Here is a 17,239-nt window from a genome sequence, read left to right on the forward strand (position 1 = left end):
TGCTGCCCGGCATGCACTCGCTCGGCGCGTCGTGGCGCTTCCCACATCACCGATCGCGTGTGGTCCGTTGCTGACGGCGTGGTAGCCGGTTTTGCTGGCCTTAACCCCGGATCGCTGGCCTTGTTCACGTTTGCCTGTGCTGTGACGCCAGCAAACAGCAACAAGGCCAGCAAAACCGCGGTAAGGCCAGCGAACGGAAGGACGGGCTGGCGGCTGCCTGGTCTTGATCGAGGAGGTGCTCGCTGGCACCGTTAAACCATGAGCACACAGGTCAACGTCTCCGAGGCCAGGGCACAGCTCCCTGACCTCCTCGCCCGGGCTGGGAATGGCGAGGAGATCATCATCGCTGAGGCCGGACGACCCGTTGCCCGGATTGTTGCCGTCTGTGAACCCGCGAAAAGGGTTTTTCCAAGCTATGCCGAATATGACATCCCCGACGATATTCTCCTCAGGACCATGCCCAAGGAGGAATTCGCGCTCTAGGAGTCATAACAGTGGCGGATCTGCTATGAATCTAAAGGCTCTTAAGGAAGAAGCCGTTCGAAGAGTCCTTCCTGCTTGGCCCTGTGGTGGGCGACCTCCTATCTATCTGAGTTTCCTGTAAACCCAGGGACCTGGAAGTCGAAGGTGTCCAGACGGATCAGAGTGGAGTCCAGGAACTGGTCCTGTTCCTCGACGGCCTCTATCAGGCGGTGTCCCAGTCCCCGGCAATGATGCTCCTTCTCGTCCACGAACAGGGTCGAGACGTAAGGGATCCGGTGGCTGCGGAGTTGCACGTCCCCGGCTATGAGCCTGTCTCCCATCCTTGATTCCCAGGCGCACTCTGCCGTCGACCTCAGCAGGGCACTGAGCGTTGTCATAGGCCTTCAGCCGGGACGTGATCTCTTCAGTTTCGGTGCTTCGGAGAATCTGGCCAGTGTCATCGTCTCATCCAGGGTTGGGAGGCCTATGACGATGTCGTAGGCACAAGTCAAGGCGGCATGGGATCGCGTAGGCAACATGGCTCCGCCAGTCCCGCCCCATATAGGTGATCTTCTGCTGACAAGGGATTTTACTCGACAGACCTCCGGTATTTAGCCTAGGTCGAAGAGCGCACCTCAGAATCTCCAGGATGATGGAGCCAGATCGTGCCATAGTACAAAAGTCACAACTATGATTGACTTTGGTGGACAAGGTCGATCATAGTGTAGCTATAACGAATCAAAGCGGGGTAGATTCGGCCTCGGAGACAAGCCGAGCGCGCGTGAATCCATATGGGGATCGGCACTGAGAGTCTCGCTCTATAGGGAAGGAGAAGACTATGAAGTCATCTATTGTCGCTGAGTCCTGCCGCCCTTTGGCAGCTCAGCTGAAGACTCGATTCGACGCTGCTCTTGTTCGTTACGACGGATGGTTCCTGGTAGTTGTGGCCGTCGTTTTGGCCCTCGCCGCTACCTTCCTAGCCGGTATGGCTGCTTGGTGCGTAATCTATGGCAATGGCAGTTTCACTGGCAACTGGTATTGGAAGAATGGCTGGGAGGTAGGCCTGGAATGCAAACGCTGACATAGCAGTCAGAAACTGTGGAGGATCACTGAAGAGTGATCCTCCACCTAAACCCGAAAGGGATACCATGGTCTCCAATACGGTATTAGATATCAAAAACGTCTCCTATGCCTATGATGCAGGAGTTGAGGTTTTGCACGACATCAGCTTCTCCGTCTCGCGTGGAGAAATTGTTGGTCTGCTGGGGCCAAATGGTTCTGGAAAATCAACGCTAATAAAACTAATATTCAACCTCCTTCGATTAAAAACCGGGAGCATTAGTGTGAATGGTAGATCGCATAAATCAAAAGCGGGGAGGGCCCAAGGGCAATATCTGACCAGCAATGATCACATGCCAGAATTCCTACGCGCTTCAGAGTATCTTCAGCTAACTGCGAGCCTCTATGGTTCATCAGTGGATCTAAAAATGGCAGAGGATGCATTTAAGGCTTATGGAATATCCGGTAGGGTACGCCATCTTATGGAAGATTATTCTCATGGTATGAGGAAAAAGGTACAGCTGATATCTGCATTTCTCATGCGGAGGTCGCTGACCGTGATCGATGAGACGCTGAATGGGATCGATTTAGAAGCTCTTCATTTAGTCGAAAAGGAATTGCTTAGAATGCGTGGAGAAGGACTCGGCATCTTGTTGTGCTCTCATGATTTCCCCATGCTGGAGAGAATCTCTGACCGAGTAGTTTTTCTAGATTACGGTCATGTAATTACTGATGTCTCTGTCGAGAGCCTATCGCAGAATCAGTCTAGTATTTCTGATCTAGTCCTGTCACACCTCGATAGCCGGAGCTAATGGTGATGTTTAATCTTCGTCGTGTAGGCATTCTAACATGGGTGCTTATACAATACTTCATTCGGCGTATCTTGCATACTGGACCACTGAGGAAGCCTGGTGTCCGAATAATCTTGATGCTAGCTCTGATCAGTTTTATCGTAGGAGCTGCTGCCATTGCTATGCAATTCATGCTTCCAATTGGGTCTGACTTGCAGATCTGGCAGTATATATATGATATCTCTTCTGTTTCTGTCACTATAACTGTGATCTCGATATTTCTTGGAATGAGGCTGTTGATTGATGGATCGCGGGATTTGTTTCAGTTCACCTACCAGCTTCCAGTGAGCCATAAGGAACGCCGGACAGCGATATTTTGCTTCGAGGCTGCTTGTGTTATCGCAGTTACGCTTGTGCTTCTCGCTGCAATGAGTACGGCTACCCTATTTATTCTTGGCGTTTCAGGATTGGCTCTTGCGATGACACCTATAATTACCGCGATACTCGTCTATTTTACGTGTGCAATAGTCTATAATCTAGGCGATATCCTATTAGGGTGGCTGGGGTTCAAAAGAACGCGCTCGATGCTTCTCCTGCTTACATTATTCACGATTATTCTTTGGATAAATTCACAGACTATGTCATTTATCATCGGTATATCTCCTCCGGGCGATGATCGATCTTTTATAGGGTTCAATTTGATAGCTTGGATCCTTAATAGTTGTGGTGTATTTTGTTTTGTCGTCTCATCTGTAGTGCTAATTGCAATTTTTGGATTCCTCGCGTTACTGACTGCGCCGAATTCTCATCCTGTGATTCAGCGTTTTGTGAATACGCCGCAGCCAAAAAGTATACGAGGGCCATGGAAGGTTCATCTGGCATATGCTATGCGTAACCAACAGCTATGGCTTGCTATCTCGCTAATGATCGCTGTATTTTATTATCTTGGCTTTTCTCGTGATATCCACCCACTATGGTCATGTTTAGTTCTTTGTTTTCCTGCCATGTATCAGTATGGCAATACTCGCTGCTTACGGGTGCTGCATCCTGAGGGCGGAGCTGCACGAATCTGGTTTTTGATGATATCGGCGCAATTCCTTACAGTTGGTGGAATCTTTGCGTTAGGGTCTATAGTTCTGATGGCCTGGCAGCCAGTACTTATCATGACAAGTTTTGAGCCGCTGACCGGATTATTAAGTGCTGTCACTTGCTCGGTACTGATAGGAACAGCCTTTCCTTCAGAGAAGGATAACCCTATCAGCACGCTTTTTGGATGTCTGGTTCTTGGGATCTGCCTTGCCTTCCTCGGGGTCACCGCCGGTTTATTAAGATTTCCAGTGGACACAGAAATTCTGCTTGCTGCGATAGCTGTCTTAGCGGCCATCCTCACTGTTTGGTTCATCGATACTAATGAGAAGAGGGAAAGACATGAAGTATCTGAAACTACTATTGGGTAGCCTATTTTCTGCGGTGTTATTGACCATGCTCAGTGCAACTGGTTCATTACTGTGGGTCATGGCATCCAACCGTGAAATCGGGACTCGGGTGGAAGGGTTCTTTGGAGCCGTTTATTTTCAAACTATTCCGGTAGATGGAAACACATTTACAATGAATGTCGGGATTGCGTCAGCTTGGCCGCTTCTGATTGCGGTTTTGGTGCTTACGGCATTTCTTTTCCTGTTCCTGTTGATTTTATCTTTCCTTAAATCATACCGCGCCTCTTTGTTCGATGACAAATGAACTTATATAGAAAAATCATCGCAGCTGTTGCAAAGGCTGGTTCCCCTTTGCTGGTTTGTTCAGGACTATTCTGGATTGGTGCTGTGGTTGGTCAGCTGGTTTATGGAGCCAGCTGGCTGTTTACCCTTGCCTGGCGCATATCCTTGGTATTAGTTGGGTGCTTTTGGGGTTCCTTTCTCTTGCATGAACTGGCGCATGCTTTGGTGATCTGTCATATTCCCGCTGTTAAAGGTGTAGTGGTAGAACAGAATATGCTAAGGGTCTCGTTGAGACCTGAAGGAGCACTAGCATTGAGAGAAGCTGTCATCATAAGTATTTCAGGACCGGGCATACCAGTGCTTATCGGGTTGTTGCTAATTATTTTTAAGGTTCCGATTATATTATGCGGGATATTTATTAGTCACTTGATATTTCTTTTGCCTTGTTTTGGTGATGGGAAAGCATTAGTCATGGCTTGTCGTCAGAGCTATAGATTTTGCAGAGAATGTAGAGATTCTAACGATAAATAGAGGTTTATTCATGGGTGGATGACAGCACAGCAAAATACCTTATCAAGGCCAGGAAGATTATTCAGCAATGCCGCTAAGCCCCTGGCGAACCACGGTTGACAAGGGAAATGTCGTGGCGGGAATAATGGCTCATCGCAAACGAGGGTGTAGGTGGTTCCTGAAGCCGCCGGTCTCAAGCAGCGACCGGGCGATGTAGTTCGTCAGGTTCCGGAACCCCAAGGCCGATCCGCGGAGGTGCTCGAGGCGGCCGTTGATTGCCTCCGTGGGGCCGTTGCTGGTGCCGGGGCGGTCGAAGAACGCGAGGATGTCGGCGGCGCGCTGCTTCAGGGTGCGGCCGAGGCGGCGCAGCTCGACGAGCAGGGTCGGGACACTAGTGGTCAGCGAGTCGATGACGGACTGCATGAGGAACTTTCCGAGTTTGCGGTCGGGTTCCCGGTAGGCGGTGACCATCCGCTGGTAGATGCCCCAGGTCGCCTCGACCTCGACATGCTGCTCGTCGGCGAACAGTGCTTTCAGTCGTGTCTGCTGCTTCTCGGTGAGCAGGCCGGCGCCGGTGTGGAGGGTGCGGCGGGCCTTGTATAGCGGATCGTCCTTCCGGCCCCGCCGCCCGAATACGTCGCGCTGGATCCGGCGACGGCACTGGTCCAGCGCGTCGCCGGCAAGACGGACGACGTGGAATGGATCTATCACCGTCACCGCGTCGGGCAGCTCCTCGCTGGCGGCGGTCTTGAACCCGGTGAACCCGTCCATCGCGACGACCTCGACCCCGTCCCGCCAACCTTGGACTCGGGCGGCGAGCCAGGTCTTGAATACGCTCTTGGAGCGCCCCTCGACCATGTCCAGCAGCCGCGAGGGGCCCGTCTTCTCACGCACCGGGGTGAGGTCGATGATGACGGTGACGTACTTGTCCCCGGACCTCGTGTGGCGCCAGACGTGCTCGTCGACGCCGAGCACCCGAACCCCGTCGAACCGGCCGGGGTCATCGATGAGCACGCGGCGTCCCTCGGCGAGGACCGCATCATTGGCCGTGTGCCAGGACACCCCCAGCCCTGCGGCGACCCGGGACACAGTGAGGTGGTCGATCACGATCCCTTCCAGCGCCCACCGCATCCCGCGACGAGACAGCTTCGCCCGCTCCGCCGCCGCAGCGGTGAGGTCCTCGCGCCAGGAGCGCCCGCACCCAGAGCACTTGTATCGGCGGACGCGGACCAGCAGCATGGTCGGGCGGTGCCCGAACGGCTCATGCGCGAGCTGTCGCGTGTCCGTCCCGCGGGAGAGCGCCCTGCTGCCGCAGCCCCGGCACCACGGATCTGGTTCAGCGACCCGACACTCGATCACCGCCCGATCCGGGGCCAGCCGCTGGCCGACGGCCACGAGGCCGAGCTCGTCGAGGCGGCAGAACACAGTCAGGTCAGGGGTCACGAAGGTAGCGTGGAGCACGTCGAGGTCTTCCAACAGATGGTCAGTGTGAGAACTTCCATCATCGGAAGGCCTCGACCCTCATCCCAGCACCGACGCGCTCAGCCAGCTACCCGCTCATCTGCGAAGAGCCGGAATAATTCCTGAATAATCCTCCAGGGAAACATTTAGATTTTGTTAAATGCGAGCTATGACAGTGGTGTTTTTGAACGGAAACCCCTCGCGATTGACCCTTTCGTCTACTGTTGCAGATTTGAGGGATCATGTAACCCCCATTTGTGTGCTTGTGCGGCAAGTGAGGTCCGGTTAGTGAGGCCGAAACGCTTTAGTAGCTTACTTACATAGTTTTTGACTGTGTTGGTTGATAGGCATATAGTTGTGGCAATCTCATAATTGCTTAATCCTCGGCTAACTAAAATTATTAATTCCCGTTCGGTGTCCGATAGTTCTGGCAAGGGAGATCGATGGGAGCTCCACTGCTTTAATACCAGGGTGGCCAGTTTCGGCGAAATTAGTGCATCGTTATTGTGGGTGCTTCTAATCCCATGTGAGATGAGGCTTAAGCTGTCTGATTTCAAAAGAAAACCGGCTGCTCCTGCAGTTATGGTTTCGTCCATAAGTTGAAGGTCTCCTATGGAAGAGAGTGCTAAAACTCTGCTTATTACTGGAGGGCGGGTTAGCATTTTCGTTAATTCGATACCATTTATTTTTGGTGATTGCATATCTATCACTACGACGTCGGGATGCAGCTTGCGAACTAAGGGGAGCGCCTTCTTGGCCTCTGACGTGATTCCGACTAGATTGATGTCTGGGATCTGTGAGAGATGCCCCTTAATTGCATGCTGGGCGTATGAGTCTGCCTCAATGAGGACAGTGCTTATGGATGAGCCCTCCGAGTTCTTCAGTTTCATTGGGGTAGTCTATGCTACTTTGGCCTGCTAGTCTCCCATTTTGGGAATAAGCATCATAGTTGAAGGCGGTGTCAAGTGGTGGAAGCAACGAGTAGTTTCTGGAAGGCTTCTCGTGGGGTGAGGTAGCCGAGGGTGGCTCGGGGGCGTTCGTTCAGTTCTTCGGCGATGGCTGTGAGATAGGGCTGGTGTTGGGGGATGGGAGTGCCTTTGGGTAGGTAGTCACGGATGAGTCGGTTGGTGTTCTCATTGCTGCCGCGTTCCCAGGGAGAGTGGGGATGGGCGAAGTACACCGGCATCTGGGTGGCCATGGTGAACGCGGCGTGCCGGGCCATCTCAGAGCCCTGATCCCAGGTCAGGGTGCCCTTCATCAATTCGGGCAGCCCAGTGATGTGGTCGATCAGGGCGTCACACACCCCGTCTGCGTTCTTGCCCTTCGGCAGGGCGAGGATCGTGACGAACCGGGTGGTTCGTTCGACGAGGGTGATCGCGGCTGTTCTGCCGTAGGCGCCGATGATCAAGTCTCCTTCCCAATGACCGGGAACCTTCCGTCCTGTAACCTCCTGAGGCCGCTGATCGATACTGACCATTCCCACAATCGGGGATTTCCGCTCACCCAAACGACGCCGGGACTGACGGCTAGTGCGTTTCGACCCGAGCATGACACCGTGCTCCCGCAGCGTCTTCTTCGGCATCGCATAAATCCAGGTGTAGATCGCTTCATGAGACACGCTCGCTCCTTGGGCCGTGGGGGAACCCTGACACGGTTCAAGCCTGTCACCCCCAGCCTCAGCACGTAATCTTCCCGCGATCTGACGTGGTGTACGAGACCTCCGAAGATCAGCAATCACCCGCTGCTTCAACACCAGATCAGCATCAATCTTGCGGAGCTTGGGCCGGGCACGCCGCCGCTGCGCAGCTACATCAGCAGCCACACACTTGTACCCCGTCTCACCCTGATTCCGGGCCACTTCCCGCGAAACCACCGACACATCCCTACCAATCCGCCGAGCAATCTCACGTAACCCACACCCCTCCGCCAAACCCCTCGCGATCCCAGCCCGATCCGTCACCGTCAACAACCGCCGCACCAACAACCCCTCCTTAACAAGCACTGTTGCTACGACCCTATGACACCACCGAATGGCTAGTCTGCGAGATGCTTCGAGAATCATCTCTGGGCGGCGCGTCGTGGCGCTTCCCACATCACCGATCGCGTGTGGTCCGTTGCTGACGGCGTGGTAGCCGGTTTTGCTGGCCTTAACCCCGGATCGCTGGCCTTGTTCACGTTTGCCTGTGCTGTGACGCCAGCAAACAGCAACAAGGCCAGCAAAACCGCCGTCTTCGGGATGGTCCAGGCGGATCAGTGGGTTTTCAGCCATTCGGCCAGGGTCGGGCCCGCGACTGGGACGGTGTCGTCGGGGACGAGTGCGCCCTGCCTGAAAGCTTTTCCGTAGCCCGTCGGGATTGCCAGCGGGATGGGAATGATTCCCGGGTGGGGGATTTGCTTGGTTAGCTCCCATAGCGTCATCACCTCCGGCCCGGCGACCTCGCGCAGCTGGCTCGGCTCACCTGCGGCGGTGTCGGCGATGACCGCGGCGACGGCGTCGAGCGCGATGGGCTGCGTCCGCATTGACGGCACGATCGCGAACGGCCCGAACTTCATCCTCTGCAGCGTCTGCCCGGCGAAATCGAACCATTGCGTCGACCGCACGATGGTGAGCCGCTCGCTCTCAGCACGGGCGACACGCTCTTGGGCGACCTTGCCGGCGAAGTATCCGTAGCCCTGCACCTGAGGGAGGTCGCAGTTCACGATCGACAACAGGATGTGATGGGCGCCAAGCGCGTTGGAGGCGGCGGCGAGTCTGCTGGTCGCGAGGGTGAAGAAATCGGTGGCCACCCGCTGGCTCGTGGTGAAATGCGCGGCTGCGTCGATGATCACCTCGGCGTCCGGGAATGCTGTGCGGGCGTCGTCGTGGAGCACGTCGAACCCTGTGGAGCGCGAGAACAGGCCCGCCTCCAGGCCTCGCGCCTGGCATGCGCGCTGGATCGCCTGCCCTGAGATGCCTCCGCCCACGATCGCTATCTTCGTCATATCGTTCACCTTTCAACTCGTTCTCTACTATCGTAGAGGCGGTAGTGTGCGGGGACAAGAACAGATGCGGAGGGGATCAATGGGCCGGCGAGAACAGATCGCGGATGCGGGCATCAGGCTCATCGCCTCCGGCGGCGCGCACAGACTGACGCACCGGCTTGTCGACAAGAGTGCGGGACTGCCGCAGGGGTCGACGTCCTACTACGCCCGGACGCGGCGAGACCTCATCGCGCTCATCGTGCAGCGACTCTCCGATGGCTCCCAAGGCGATATCGAGGACCTGACGATTCCCGCCTCACTCGATGAGGAGCAGGCCACCGCGCTGATCGCGTCCCTGACCCAGCGCATGCAGGAACGCGACGCGGCGCAGGTCGCGCGGTTCGCCCTCATGTTCGAGGTCAGGGACGACGATGAGCTGCGGACAGCGCTGAGCTCTGGCGCGCCCGTCCGCGCAAACCTTCAAGACATCGCCTTTCAGATCCTGACCGCTCTCGGCGCGCCCGACGCCACAGGGCGAGCCCCGGAACTGGTTGCGCTGGTCGACGCGCTCCTCATGTACCAGGCCGTCGACGCAGCGCCCCTGGATATCGCGCACATCGTCCACGCCTACCTCGGAGGACTCAAGCGCTGAGGTCATGAGGCCACCCGGAGGGCGCTGGGAGGCTGCACATAGAATTCCCCAGGGGGCGATCGCTAAGACAGGAGTAGCCCGTGCGCAACGTATTCGCAAGTCTTCTTTTCCTGGGAGCCCTCCTAATGGGGCTCGTCGGGTCTGTTCTGCACTGGGGCGACTACGTGGCGCGCTCCCCCGAGCCGACGGTGCGGCTGGCGCAGAGCATCATGCACGACGAAGCCGTCATCAACGCCATCTCCGATCAGCTGCAGAGCGCCGTCGACAAGCAGCTCCCGGAGGTCGCGAAGCAGATCCCCGGGCTGCGGGACCGCCTGCCGGAGCTGGTCAAACGCGGTGTCGACGCGGCCACGAGCGACGACCAGGCCCAGGCCACCTGGCAGAGCGTGCTCGACGAGACCCGTCGCACCCTGGTCACGGACCTGACCCAGTACAACTCCAGGCAGACCAGCACTGTGCCGTCGGTGTGGGTCAAACTCGACCCGCTGGTGGACCTGGTCTGGAAGAACGTCAAGGAGTCCGCCGACCCGGCGACGCAGGCGCTGCTGGCTAACGTCCAGGTGCCGCAGAACGTCCGGGTCAAGGCCACTGACCTGACCCATAGCCAGGCCGACTCGATCGGACAGGCGCTGAACCTGGTCAGCTACTGGGGGATCGCCTACCTCGTCGCGGCCGTGCTGCTGGTGGCCGGGATGCTGGTGGGCACCAAGAGGGCCCGGTGGGTGATGCTGATCGTGTTCCCCGCTCTCGGGACGGCCGGGGTGTCCGCGCTCCAGCACACGACGATGATCACGTTCAACGATCCAAGTAGCCAGCTGGCCACCACCCTCGGCAACCGCGTCGCGACCCAGCTCAGCGGGTCACTGGCGACGTGGCTGGATGGCTTCAAGTACCTGTGCGTGGCCCTGCAAGTGGTCGGCATCGTCGGCACCGTCATCGCCGTGAACGTTTATCGCAGACGCCGCATGAACAACTACAGCTACCAGGCCCAGTAGACCGGATGGTGGCGCGTGGGAGCTCCTGGGTATGGGCTCTGGAGCCGGCTGGGGCCGGGCTGCTGGGAGATGCGCCGTGCCGGTCTGCTGGCTGGCATCTCTGAATCGTTGCGGCTAGACGCGCTGGGAATCGTAACCGCGGTGGAGGCGTCCAGTCGCAGCATCGAACGGTGTTCAGCGTCGATTGTGTCGGTCTCCACTTTCGATTTATTTCGCGGTGAAGACCCGGCCTGCCAGAGCACCACCCCAGGCCAGGGCCACCCACACCGTCTAGATGGTCAGTCGGGCTCAGTGAAATTAGGAGTTGACAAGGTGCGATGATGAGTCTCTTGGTGGTGAGGAGATGCCAAGAGGCGTGACCATGAACTTTTCGCCAGTCCCGTCGTGTATCGACTGGCCAGCTGACGGTGAGGTCCATCCGAAGCGATATGTGATCGGACCTCTCCGAGTGCGAAACTCAAGTCATCAGAACCACTTCGAACTAAGGAGTTCCTATCGTGCGTCACTTCGCTCTTGCACTCGTCATCACCACCGCTCCCCTCACTGCTCCCACCGCCCCGACTGTGCCTGCCGAAGTTTCCCAGCAGACCAGTGTCACCTCCACTGCTCCCTCCTTCATCGCCATGTGTGATGGGCTGCCGGCCTGGCTGCGAAACATGTTGTGCAAGGACTGAGCCTCAGCATATGAGTTATAGTAGTTTTCAAACACAACTTTTTGCGGTTCGCTGAGGCACCGTAATCTGAGGAAATTACACACTCCAATTCCTCAAGTCCTCAAGAGCTATGTCAGCTTCACTGCGACACCTCTTCGGCGAGATTCCAAGGTCGGTAACCCGCCGAATTTATCCGCTCGAACACGTCTAGATGGTTGAGTCTATGGGTGGTGTTTCGGCGCGGTGTGGTAGTGGAGGCTGGGGAGGGTATCCAGAGTCGGTGTTGCTAACACCAATGCCGATCCTATGGAAGGTCTCGTTGTGGTCACCGGTCTGGATACCCTCGCTACAGCACTCTACGTTTCTTGCGATGACCTGATGAAATCCCATCCCGAACGTGTCCCTGTGAAATGCCCGGCATTTCATGAATAGTGGCGAATAAGTCTCATGATATAGCTTCCTTAAAACAAAACCTGCCGTCCTGAATACGCCAAACCCCCACAGTACTCCAGTCCACGAAACGCCGGGCACTCCATGTAGAGCGTGAGTCGATGTCGTGTGAAGTCGATTCCCCGTCCGTGAGTGACCTGATGAATGCGGGCTATAATTTCAAGAATTATTTCTGCCGGGAGGTCTGTAGTAGACTGATAGCGCATCGGCTGCTTTCGTCGAGTTCTTTTGGATTATGGCATTTTAATTCTCGCATGAAGCAGTTGGTGCCTACAACCATTTTATAAGGAATAATCCAAAATAAACCCGTGAATAATGAAGCTTATTCGCAGCTGCGGGCAACCAGGCACTGACGAGGGGTTTTACCGCCCCTCAGGTATCCATGAATAAACCTCAATGCCCTCAGCTAGTGTAATCATAAAACGAATTCACTCGGCGCTAGGCTACCGCATCACCAATCATGTTTACCGGGAATGGAATCAAGTCCAGACGGCAGCTTAAAAATTCAGTTTTCAACAGTGCTCGCAAAGCATACAGCACTCCAAAATTCCTTCGCTGGGGTCTGCTCCCGCATTGCAGCTAGAATCCTGACTCTGACTACCGCGATCTGGCACAGCGGCCACACCAAGGCCGCCATCCATTGAGCACTGACCACCTCCACGATCACCAACCCCTTGGACTCAACAATCATCTAGTATCGGGCCATGGCGAGGACAGGCGAATCAAGACCCATGCATCAACGTGGGCGTACTAGAGGGGTGGACGTTGGCAACGAACTGCTTCGCTGGGTGCGCTTAGTCGTTGCGGCGCTCACGATCACGGACCTGACTTACTTTTTGACCTCTCGGGTCCTGACTCATGGCGAACCCGGGCCAGTACGGACGGCGCAGAACCTCGTCGGTTACGCAGCGATCTTCCTGTCTTTGGCCCGACCCCGGCTGGGAGCATGGCTCGGGCTTGTCGTGTCGGCGACGTGTCTGTGGGATGGACCCTCGGGCACTGTTTATCCCTTGGCCTTCGTCGGCATCAGCATGCTATGGTCCTCCGCTCCAAAAAAGCAGCTCTTGGTGCCGACGCTTGGCTACGCGCTAGTTTTCCTTGGCGTCTTCTTTTCTCCTGCCGTTACTATGGCTGCCGCCTTGCTGATGGCATCCGCGATTCTGGTGGGTCTCCTCGTCGGCTACGGCACTCGATTGATGCTTCGTCGGCTGCGCAGCGGCGAGCGGCGCCTCAGCCAACTCCGACATCAACAGCGCACACAGGAACTGGCTGAGCACCAGCTTGTCATGAGCCACGTCCAGGGTGAGATCCAGGAGATACTCGAGAACGAGTGGCGGCGCGCGGAAGCCAGCAGCCGGGTGCCCGATGAGCACGAGCTTTTCCTGGCCATCGATAGGGCTGAGTCTGCTTCACGCTACGCACTCGGGCAGCTTCGCAGCCTCGTGGGCAGTCTTCGGAGCAACCGGTCATCCGACGAGTGGTTCGTGGTTGAATCAATCCGTGAGTGCGCCGAGGATGCTGAGGACGAGCTGATCTCTCACGGTTATGACGCGCGGCTCGACACTACCGGGGATTTCGAGGGCATCGACTTAGGCATCTGCACAGCGGTATGTCGAAGTCTCCACTGGGGCGTCAACGATCTCCTCCAACACGCCGTACCCGGGGCGAATATCCGGTTGAGACTTGAACGATCCCGCACTGCTCTCCGTATCGTTATCAGTGAGCAGCGGCCCGGGGCCGGGTCGTGGTCGTCGGTCGAGGCGGCGCCCATTCCCGAGATGCTCGTCAACCACCTGGCCCCGGTCAGGGGGACCGTGACGTATACATCCTCCCGACGCTGGCACCTGGACATCACGATTCCTTTTACAGAGGAGCATCCCGCAGGCACCGCCTTCGGTAATGGTATCCAGTGGCAACGCATCATCAAGCGCATCGGTGTGGCTACTGCGGCCCTCGGCCTGATCGCGTCAGTCTTGTTGATGGTCTTGACCCGCGATCCCGGTTTCTCTCCTGAGACGCTGGCGAGTGCTACGGCATGTCTCGCCATGCTCCTCTCCTTGCTCAACTTGTCGTGGGCAACAGCGATCGGTATCTCATCTGCGCTTGTGTCACTGCTGTCGCGCTCTCCGTGGCTGACTGACCTCCTGATGGTGGGCGCCTGGGCAGCCGCCACCATTATCCGTGGCTATCGTTCCATCGCCTTGGCGGTTTCGCTGCTCGCTTCGGGTTACGTCGCCATTCGCCTCGTGACGTATTCCACATACCTGGCGCTGTTCACGGGGGCGTTGCTGTTCAGCACCTTGTTGGCGATCGACGTCTTCGCCCGACGCGCTAACCAGACCGCTGCGGCGGCGGAGAGCATTGAAAACGAGATCGAGGCCCTCAGGCAGAAGGTGCGTCAGGAACTTGCCGGGGAACTTCATGATGTGGTCGCGCTCCAACTCTCGAGGATCGTGCTCACGGCGGAGGCCGTGCGTACACAGAAGGAGCCTTCACCCCAGGAAGCATTGGTCGCGATGGCTGATGCGCTGCGCACCACGAAGATGGAGCTTGAACTCATGGCCACGATTCTCGCCAACCCGGGGCCCCACGAGGTGAATCATCCCGAGACCGTTGCCCTGGCGGCCAAGTCACTCGTCAACACGCTCAAGAGCCACCGGCACCAGCCGGTCATCACCGTAGATCCGAATCTGGACAAGATCAATTCGAACTCTCAGCACCTCATCGTGCGCATCCTTCGGGAATGCGCGACGAACATCCTGCGCTACGCTCCCGAGGCGAGTGAATGTCACTTCCGCGTGGCCAACGAACCTCAGGGAGTGACAATCGAGGTTCGTAGCCTGTTATCTAAGGAAGAAGCGAGACCCCGGATCACGTCGATCTCAAGTGGTTTTGGGATCGTTGGCCTCGGGGAACGGGTGCGGGCTATGGGAGGCAACTTCAAAGCCGGACCCGTTGGGGAGGAATGGGTTGTGCGTGCGCACCTCACCCCAGGTGATCCCGTCACCGTCACGCAGCCATGAGTTTGCCCATGTGGGCGAACAGCACCGGGGGATCGGGCATTTTGTATCCCGGCTCGAGTGTTGACCAATGCTCGTGAACTGATAATACGAGGCGCTCAGATTCACCGAGAGGGCCGGTCGGTGACATAGGCAGTGCCGCGTGGAGGTGCTTGACCGTCTCAGCGGCGTTCAGACCATTGTCATGAGCCCGGTGAACTTCCTTGTCAAACCAGGTCAGGAACTCCTGAGTCTCGTCGATTAGCTCGATGCCGCCCGGCAGCCCGTGGCCCGGCACGATCACGGCGGGTTTGAGGTTTCGTAGTGTGTCTAGGGCGGTGAGCCATGTACTCACCGATCCGGACAGGCCGGGCGTGTGCCCCGCAAGAACGGTGTCGCCGACGAAGAGGATCTTGTCGGCCGGCAGCCATATGGCGAGCATCCCCGGGGATTGGGCGTTGCCGAGGGGGATGAGGTGCACGTCACGTTCCAGCCGCGCGTACTGTTCGGGTGCCTCCACGAACCTGGTCGGGGGAGCGAGCCGGATGTCTTTGAATGAGAACGGGCCCGTGAGAGCCTTCGCGACTCGGCGCATGCTCCGCGGGAGGATGGCCTGGAGCTTCGACACTTTGTGAAGCCCATCGGGGGAGGAGGTCTGCAGGTCGTCCCAGGCTTCGCGTGTCGAAATGACCTCCACGTCACCGCCTGCGATGAGCTGGTTGCCCCAGCAATGATCCGAGGCGCCTGAGGTGTTGACGAGGCCGACTACAGGGGCATTTGCCACGTAGGGGGCGAGGCACTCGATCATCACCTGCGTGGTGTGCAGGTCGTTGAGAGTGTCGACTAGGAGGGTGGATCGCCCGTCTGAGATCATGCCCGCGTTGCCGTATCCCCAGGTGCCAGGTGGCTGCAAATAGGCGTGGACGCCGGGGGCAAGCTCTTCAAGGTATGAGGGCTTCGAATGGATTGGTGTTGGGTCAGGCCGCATGCTTTTCTCCTTCATTGGGGACGTTTCGGAAGGCCGGATCATCGCTTCTGCTAGTGGGTGGAATAGCTGATCCGCTCATTTTTCTTGACAGGACCGACTGCAGACACAACGCGAGGGTCCGTGCCTCCACAGTCAGGTATCGCGGATGGACGAGCAAGCGTTGAATCGTGCGGAGGGACACCCAGACCTTCCCTTGGGGGGCCGGCATATCCACAACGTCGACGAGTTCTCGGACGACGTAGCGGGACAGGGCATCTAGGAACCGTCCTCCCTCCTCGGACTGAACCTGATCGTGCAAGATCTTGGTTTGTCCCAAGGGGAAGCCGTGTGACTGATCGCGCTCGGTGGGGCCAAGCTCGACGATGTCGGTAAGCCCTGGTTCTTCCGTGAGTGACAGCAGGCACTCCACGTCGTCGGCGGTACGCCGGAAGATCAGGTCGAATTGTCTCTCGTCGCAGGGACGTAGGAGCGGCTGGGACCATTCGAGGACCTCCCGCCCGGCTGCGTGGATTCCCCGGCCAACGATCTCGAACGGGCCGGTGGGATTTGTCGACCGTAGCTTCTCGCCGTCATCGTGCCAATTCCATACCTCATTGAGGCTGATCCGATGTACCACCATGGAGGTCGTGGTGCGGGCGGTGTTCAGCGCGGTGAGTGTGGTTTGAAGTCGGCTGAGCGACGCCTCCGAACCTGGTGGGCTCACCGATGTGAGCTGGCTTGTCAGGCATCCCAGGACCGACCGGGAATCCATGTTGACAACGTCCTTGGCCTCTAGAAAATGAAAGAGCTGTCCCAAGGTCATCCAGCAGAAATCCGCTCGGGCGTCTACGCGCTCACCCGTCCACACGACGATGTTGCGGTTGCGCTTTTGGTAGAACCACCATCCCTGTTCTGATTGCAGGGTGTCGACGAGAACGCGATCGGCGGCGGGGGATCTGAATTCCTCGAAGTAAGGGACTGTGCTGCCCCCGTGAACCCGGGAGAAGTTGCTCTTCGTTGCCTGGATGGTCGGGGCGAGTTGGATGCCGCTGGGGTTGCCGGGCTCGATCTTGGCCTGGACTAAGAGGTGGACCACGCCGTCGAAGGTGGACAGGAGGAAGCCGAGGATCCCGATCTCCGGTTGCTCAATGATGGGTTGTCGCGTGGGGCCATTGGCCCCCTCGATCTGGATACCCGTGATGCGGAAGAAGCGCCCGCTTCGGTGTACCCAGTCACCGGTTGCCGACTCACGTGACCAGTCCTCAAGCTCAGACAGCGGAAGCGGTGTCGTCGTGAGCCAGTTCCGTTGACGGCAGTCGTCCAGCCAGGCCTCGACCTCGTCGAGTCTGTTGATCCCATCGAGCGTGCGAATCGAATGGGTGAACTCAGCCTGCATAATGGACACGATTTAGCTCCCTTCTAGGACGGTCGTGATGCCGGGGGAGAAGGTGCAGATGGAAGAATTTCGCCAATTCGGGGGTGTCGTGGCTCTTCGTCGACAGGGCGTGGCCACTGCCGGGCTCTTGTATGGCGAGTGACTCGAGCGCGTCCGGGGTCGACG

General features: G+C 57.4%; 16 protein-coding genes. 9 read left to right on the forward strand and 7 right to left on the reverse strand.

The window, feature by feature from the left end:
* Positions 1-258: 258 nt before the first annotated feature.
* Positions 259-483 carry a type II toxin-antitoxin system Phd/YefM family antitoxin gene (locus SK1NUM_RS00295; protein ID WP_212323890.1) on the forward strand — a complete coding sequence of 75 codons (225 nt, stop codon included), beginning with the start codon at positions 259-261 and terminating at the stop codon, positions 481-483.
* A 98-nt stretch (positions 484-581) separates the two neighbouring features.
* Here SK1NUM_RS00295 and SK1NUM_RS00300 read toward each other — a convergent pair whose 3' ends face one another.
* Positions 582-803: a GNAT family protein gene (locus tag SK1NUM_RS00300; protein ID WP_212323891.1), complete on the reverse strand. Its 222-nt coding sequence runs from the start codon at positions 801-803 to the stop codon at positions 582-584.
* Between the two features lie 807 nt (positions 804-1,610).
* Here SK1NUM_RS00300 and SK1NUM_RS00305 point away from each other — a divergent pair.
* The 4 genes from SK1NUM_RS00305 to SK1NUM_RS00320 all read left to right on the forward strand — a co-directional run bounded on the left by SK1NUM_RS00305 (position 1,611) and on the right by SK1NUM_RS00320 (position 4,561).
* Positions 1,611-2,333, forward strand: a complete 723-nt coding sequence (locus tag SK1NUM_RS00305) for an ATP-binding cassette domain-containing protein (RefSeq protein WP_212323894.1) — start codon at positions 1,611-1,613, stop codon at positions 2,331-2,333.
* Positions 2,334-2,449: 116 nt separating this feature from the next.
* On the forward strand, positions 2,450-3,769 hold the full coding sequence (locus SK1NUM_RS00310; protein ID WP_212323896.1) for a hypothetical protein: 1,320 nt from the start codon (positions 2,450-2,452) through the stop codon (positions 3,767-3,769).
* Positions 3,741-4,052 (forward strand): hypothetical protein, encoded by a 312-nt coding sequence (locus SK1NUM_RS00315; RefSeq protein ID WP_212323898.1) that lies wholly within the window; start codon positions 3,741-3,743, stop codon positions 4,050-4,052. The genes SK1NUM_RS00310 and SK1NUM_RS00315 overlap by 29 nt, the downstream gene beginning before the upstream one ends.
* The gene (locus SK1NUM_RS00320) at positions 4,049-4,561 is read left to right on the forward strand and encodes a zinc metalloprotease (RefSeq protein WP_212323899.1); all 513 of its coding nucleotides are present in this window, start codon (positions 4,049-4,051) and stop codon (positions 4,559-4,561) included. The genes SK1NUM_RS00315 and SK1NUM_RS00320 overlap by 4 nt, the downstream gene beginning before the upstream one ends.
* Before the next feature lie 129 nt (positions 4,562-4,690).
* Here SK1NUM_RS00320 and SK1NUM_RS00325 read toward each other — a convergent pair whose 3' ends face one another.
* From SK1NUM_RS00325 to SK1NUM_RS00340, 4 genes are all read right to left on the reverse strand, one after another.
* Positions 4,691-6,001: an ISL3 family transposase gene (locus tag SK1NUM_RS00325; protein ID WP_212327318.1), complete on the reverse strand. Its 1,311-nt coding sequence runs from the start codon at positions 5,999-6,001 to the stop codon at positions 4,691-4,693.
* A gap of 218 nt (positions 6,002-6,219) precedes the next feature.
* Positions 6,220-6,891, reverse strand: coding sequence for a response regulator transcription factor (locus SK1NUM_RS00330; protein ID WP_212323901.1), 672 nt, complete (start codon positions 6,889-6,891; stop codon positions 6,220-6,222).
* Positions 6,892-6,962: 71 nt separating this feature from the next.
* Positions 6,963-8,270, reverse strand: coding sequence for an IS30 family transposase (locus tag SK1NUM_RS00335; RefSeq protein WP_317988068.1), 1,308 nt, complete (start codon positions 8,268-8,270; stop codon positions 6,963-6,965).
* On the reverse strand, positions 8,252-8,983 hold the full coding sequence (locus SK1NUM_RS00340; protein ID WP_212323909.1) for an SDR family oxidoreductase: 732 nt from the start codon (positions 8,981-8,983) through the stop codon (positions 8,252-8,254). The genes SK1NUM_RS00335 and SK1NUM_RS00340 overlap by 19 nt, the downstream gene beginning before the upstream one ends.
* A 79-nt stretch (positions 8,984-9,062) precedes the next feature.
* Here SK1NUM_RS00340 and SK1NUM_RS00345 point away from each other — a divergent pair, with 79 nt between their 5' ends.
* The 4 genes from SK1NUM_RS00345 (at position 9,063) to SK1NUM_RS00360 (ending at position 14,735) form a co-directional block, all read left to right on the forward strand.
* A complete protein-coding gene (locus SK1NUM_RS00345; protein ID WP_212323911.1) occupies positions 9,063-9,614 on the forward strand; it encodes a TetR/AcrR family transcriptional regulator in 552 nt (183 codons plus the stop codon).
* An 80-nt stretch (positions 9,615-9,694) separates the two neighbouring features.
* Positions 9,695-10,609 (forward strand): hypothetical protein, encoded by a 915-nt coding sequence (locus SK1NUM_RS00350; protein ID WP_212323912.1) that lies wholly within the window; start codon positions 9,695-9,697, stop codon positions 10,607-10,609.
* A gap of 497 nt (positions 10,610-11,106) precedes the next feature.
* The gene (locus SK1NUM_RS00355; protein WP_212323913.1) at positions 11,107-11,283 is read left to right on the forward strand and encodes a hypothetical protein; all 177 of its coding nucleotides are present in this window, start codon (positions 11,107-11,109) and stop codon (positions 11,281-11,283) included.
* 1,556 nt (positions 11,284-12,839) lie between these two features.
* Positions 12,840-14,735: a sensor histidine kinase gene (locus tag SK1NUM_RS00360; protein ID WP_223927668.1), complete on the forward strand. Its 1,896-nt coding sequence runs from the start codon at positions 12,840-12,842 to the stop codon at positions 14,733-14,735.
* Here SK1NUM_RS00360 and SK1NUM_RS00365 read toward each other — a convergent pair.
* Positions 14,722-15,699: an MBL fold metallo-hydrolase gene (locus SK1NUM_RS00365; RefSeq protein ID WP_212323920.1), complete on the reverse strand. Its 978-nt coding sequence runs from the start codon at positions 15,697-15,699 to the stop codon at positions 14,722-14,724. The two genes, SK1NUM_RS00360 and SK1NUM_RS00365, sit on opposite strands and share 14 nt — an antisense overlap.
* Positions 15,689-17,074 carry an NDP-hexose 2,3-dehydratase family protein gene (locus tag SK1NUM_RS00370; RefSeq protein ID WP_223927897.1) on the reverse strand — a complete coding sequence of 462 codons (1,386 nt, stop codon included), beginning with the start codon at positions 17,072-17,074 and terminating at the stop codon, positions 15,689-15,691. Before SK1NUM_RS00370 ends, SK1NUM_RS00365 begins: the two co-directional genes overlap by 11 nt.
* Between the last annotated feature and the right edge of the window lie 165 nt (positions 17,075-17,239).

Source organism: Arachnia rubra (assembly GCF_019973735.1).
Lineage (GTDB): Bacteria > Actinomycetota > Actinomycetes > Propionibacteriales > Propionibacteriaceae > Arachnia > Arachnia rubra.

What these genes read in the sequence shown, in the direction of transcription:
- SK1NUM_RS00295 (WP_212323890.1), top strand. Translation starts at nt 259, where the DNA reads ATGAGCACACAGGTCAACGTCTCCGAGGCCAGGGCACAGCTCCCTGAC.
- SK1NUM_RS00320 (WP_212323899.1), top strand. Translation starts at nt 4,049, where the DNA reads ATGAACTTATATAGAAAAATCATCGCAGCTGTTGCAAAGGCTGGTTCC.
- SK1NUM_RS00360 (WP_223927668.1), top strand. Translation starts at nt 12,840, where the DNA reads ATGGCTGCCGCCTTGCTGATGGCATCCGCGATTCTGGTGGGTCTCCTC.
- SK1NUM_RS00370 (WP_223927897.1), bottom strand. Translation starts at nt 17,074, where the DNA reads ATGCAGGCTGAGTTCACCCATTCGATTCGCACGCTCGATGGGATCAAC.
- SK1NUM_RS00345 (WP_212323911.1), top strand. Translation starts at nt 9,063, where the DNA reads ATGGGCCGGCGAGAACAGATCGCGGATGCGGGCATCAGGCTCATCGCC.
- SK1NUM_RS00365 (WP_212323920.1), bottom strand. Translation starts at nt 15,699, where the DNA reads ATGCGGCCTGACCCAACACCAATCCATTCGAAGCCCTCATACCTTGAA.
- SK1NUM_RS00310 (WP_212323896.1), top strand. Translation starts at nt 2,450, where the DNA reads ATGCTAGCTCTGATCAGTTTTATCGTAGGAGCTGCTGCCATTGCTATG.
- SK1NUM_RS00330 (WP_212323901.1), bottom strand. Translation starts at nt 6,891, where the DNA reads ATGAAACTGAAGAACTCGGAGGGCTCATCCATAAGCACTGTCCTCATT.
- SK1NUM_RS00315 (WP_212323898.1), top strand. Translation starts at nt 3,741, where the DNA reads ATGAAGTATCTGAAACTACTATTGGGTAGCCTATTTTCTGCGGTGTTA.
- SK1NUM_RS00340 (WP_212323909.1), bottom strand. Translation starts at nt 8,983, where the DNA reads ATGACGAAGATAGCGATCGTGGGCGGAGGCATCTCAGGGCAGGCGATC.
- SK1NUM_RS00335 (WP_317988068.1), bottom strand. Translation starts at nt 8,270, where the DNA reads ATGGCTGAAAACCCACTGATCCGCCTGGACCATCCCGAAGACGGCGGT.
- SK1NUM_RS00300 (WP_212323891.1), bottom strand. Translation starts at nt 803, where the DNA reads ATGGGAGACAGGCTCATAGCCGGGGACGTGCAACTCCGCAGCCACCGG.
- SK1NUM_RS00305 (WP_212323894.1), top strand. Translation starts at nt 1,611, where the DNA reads ATGGTCTCCAATACGGTATTAGATATCAAAAACGTCTCCTATGCCTAT.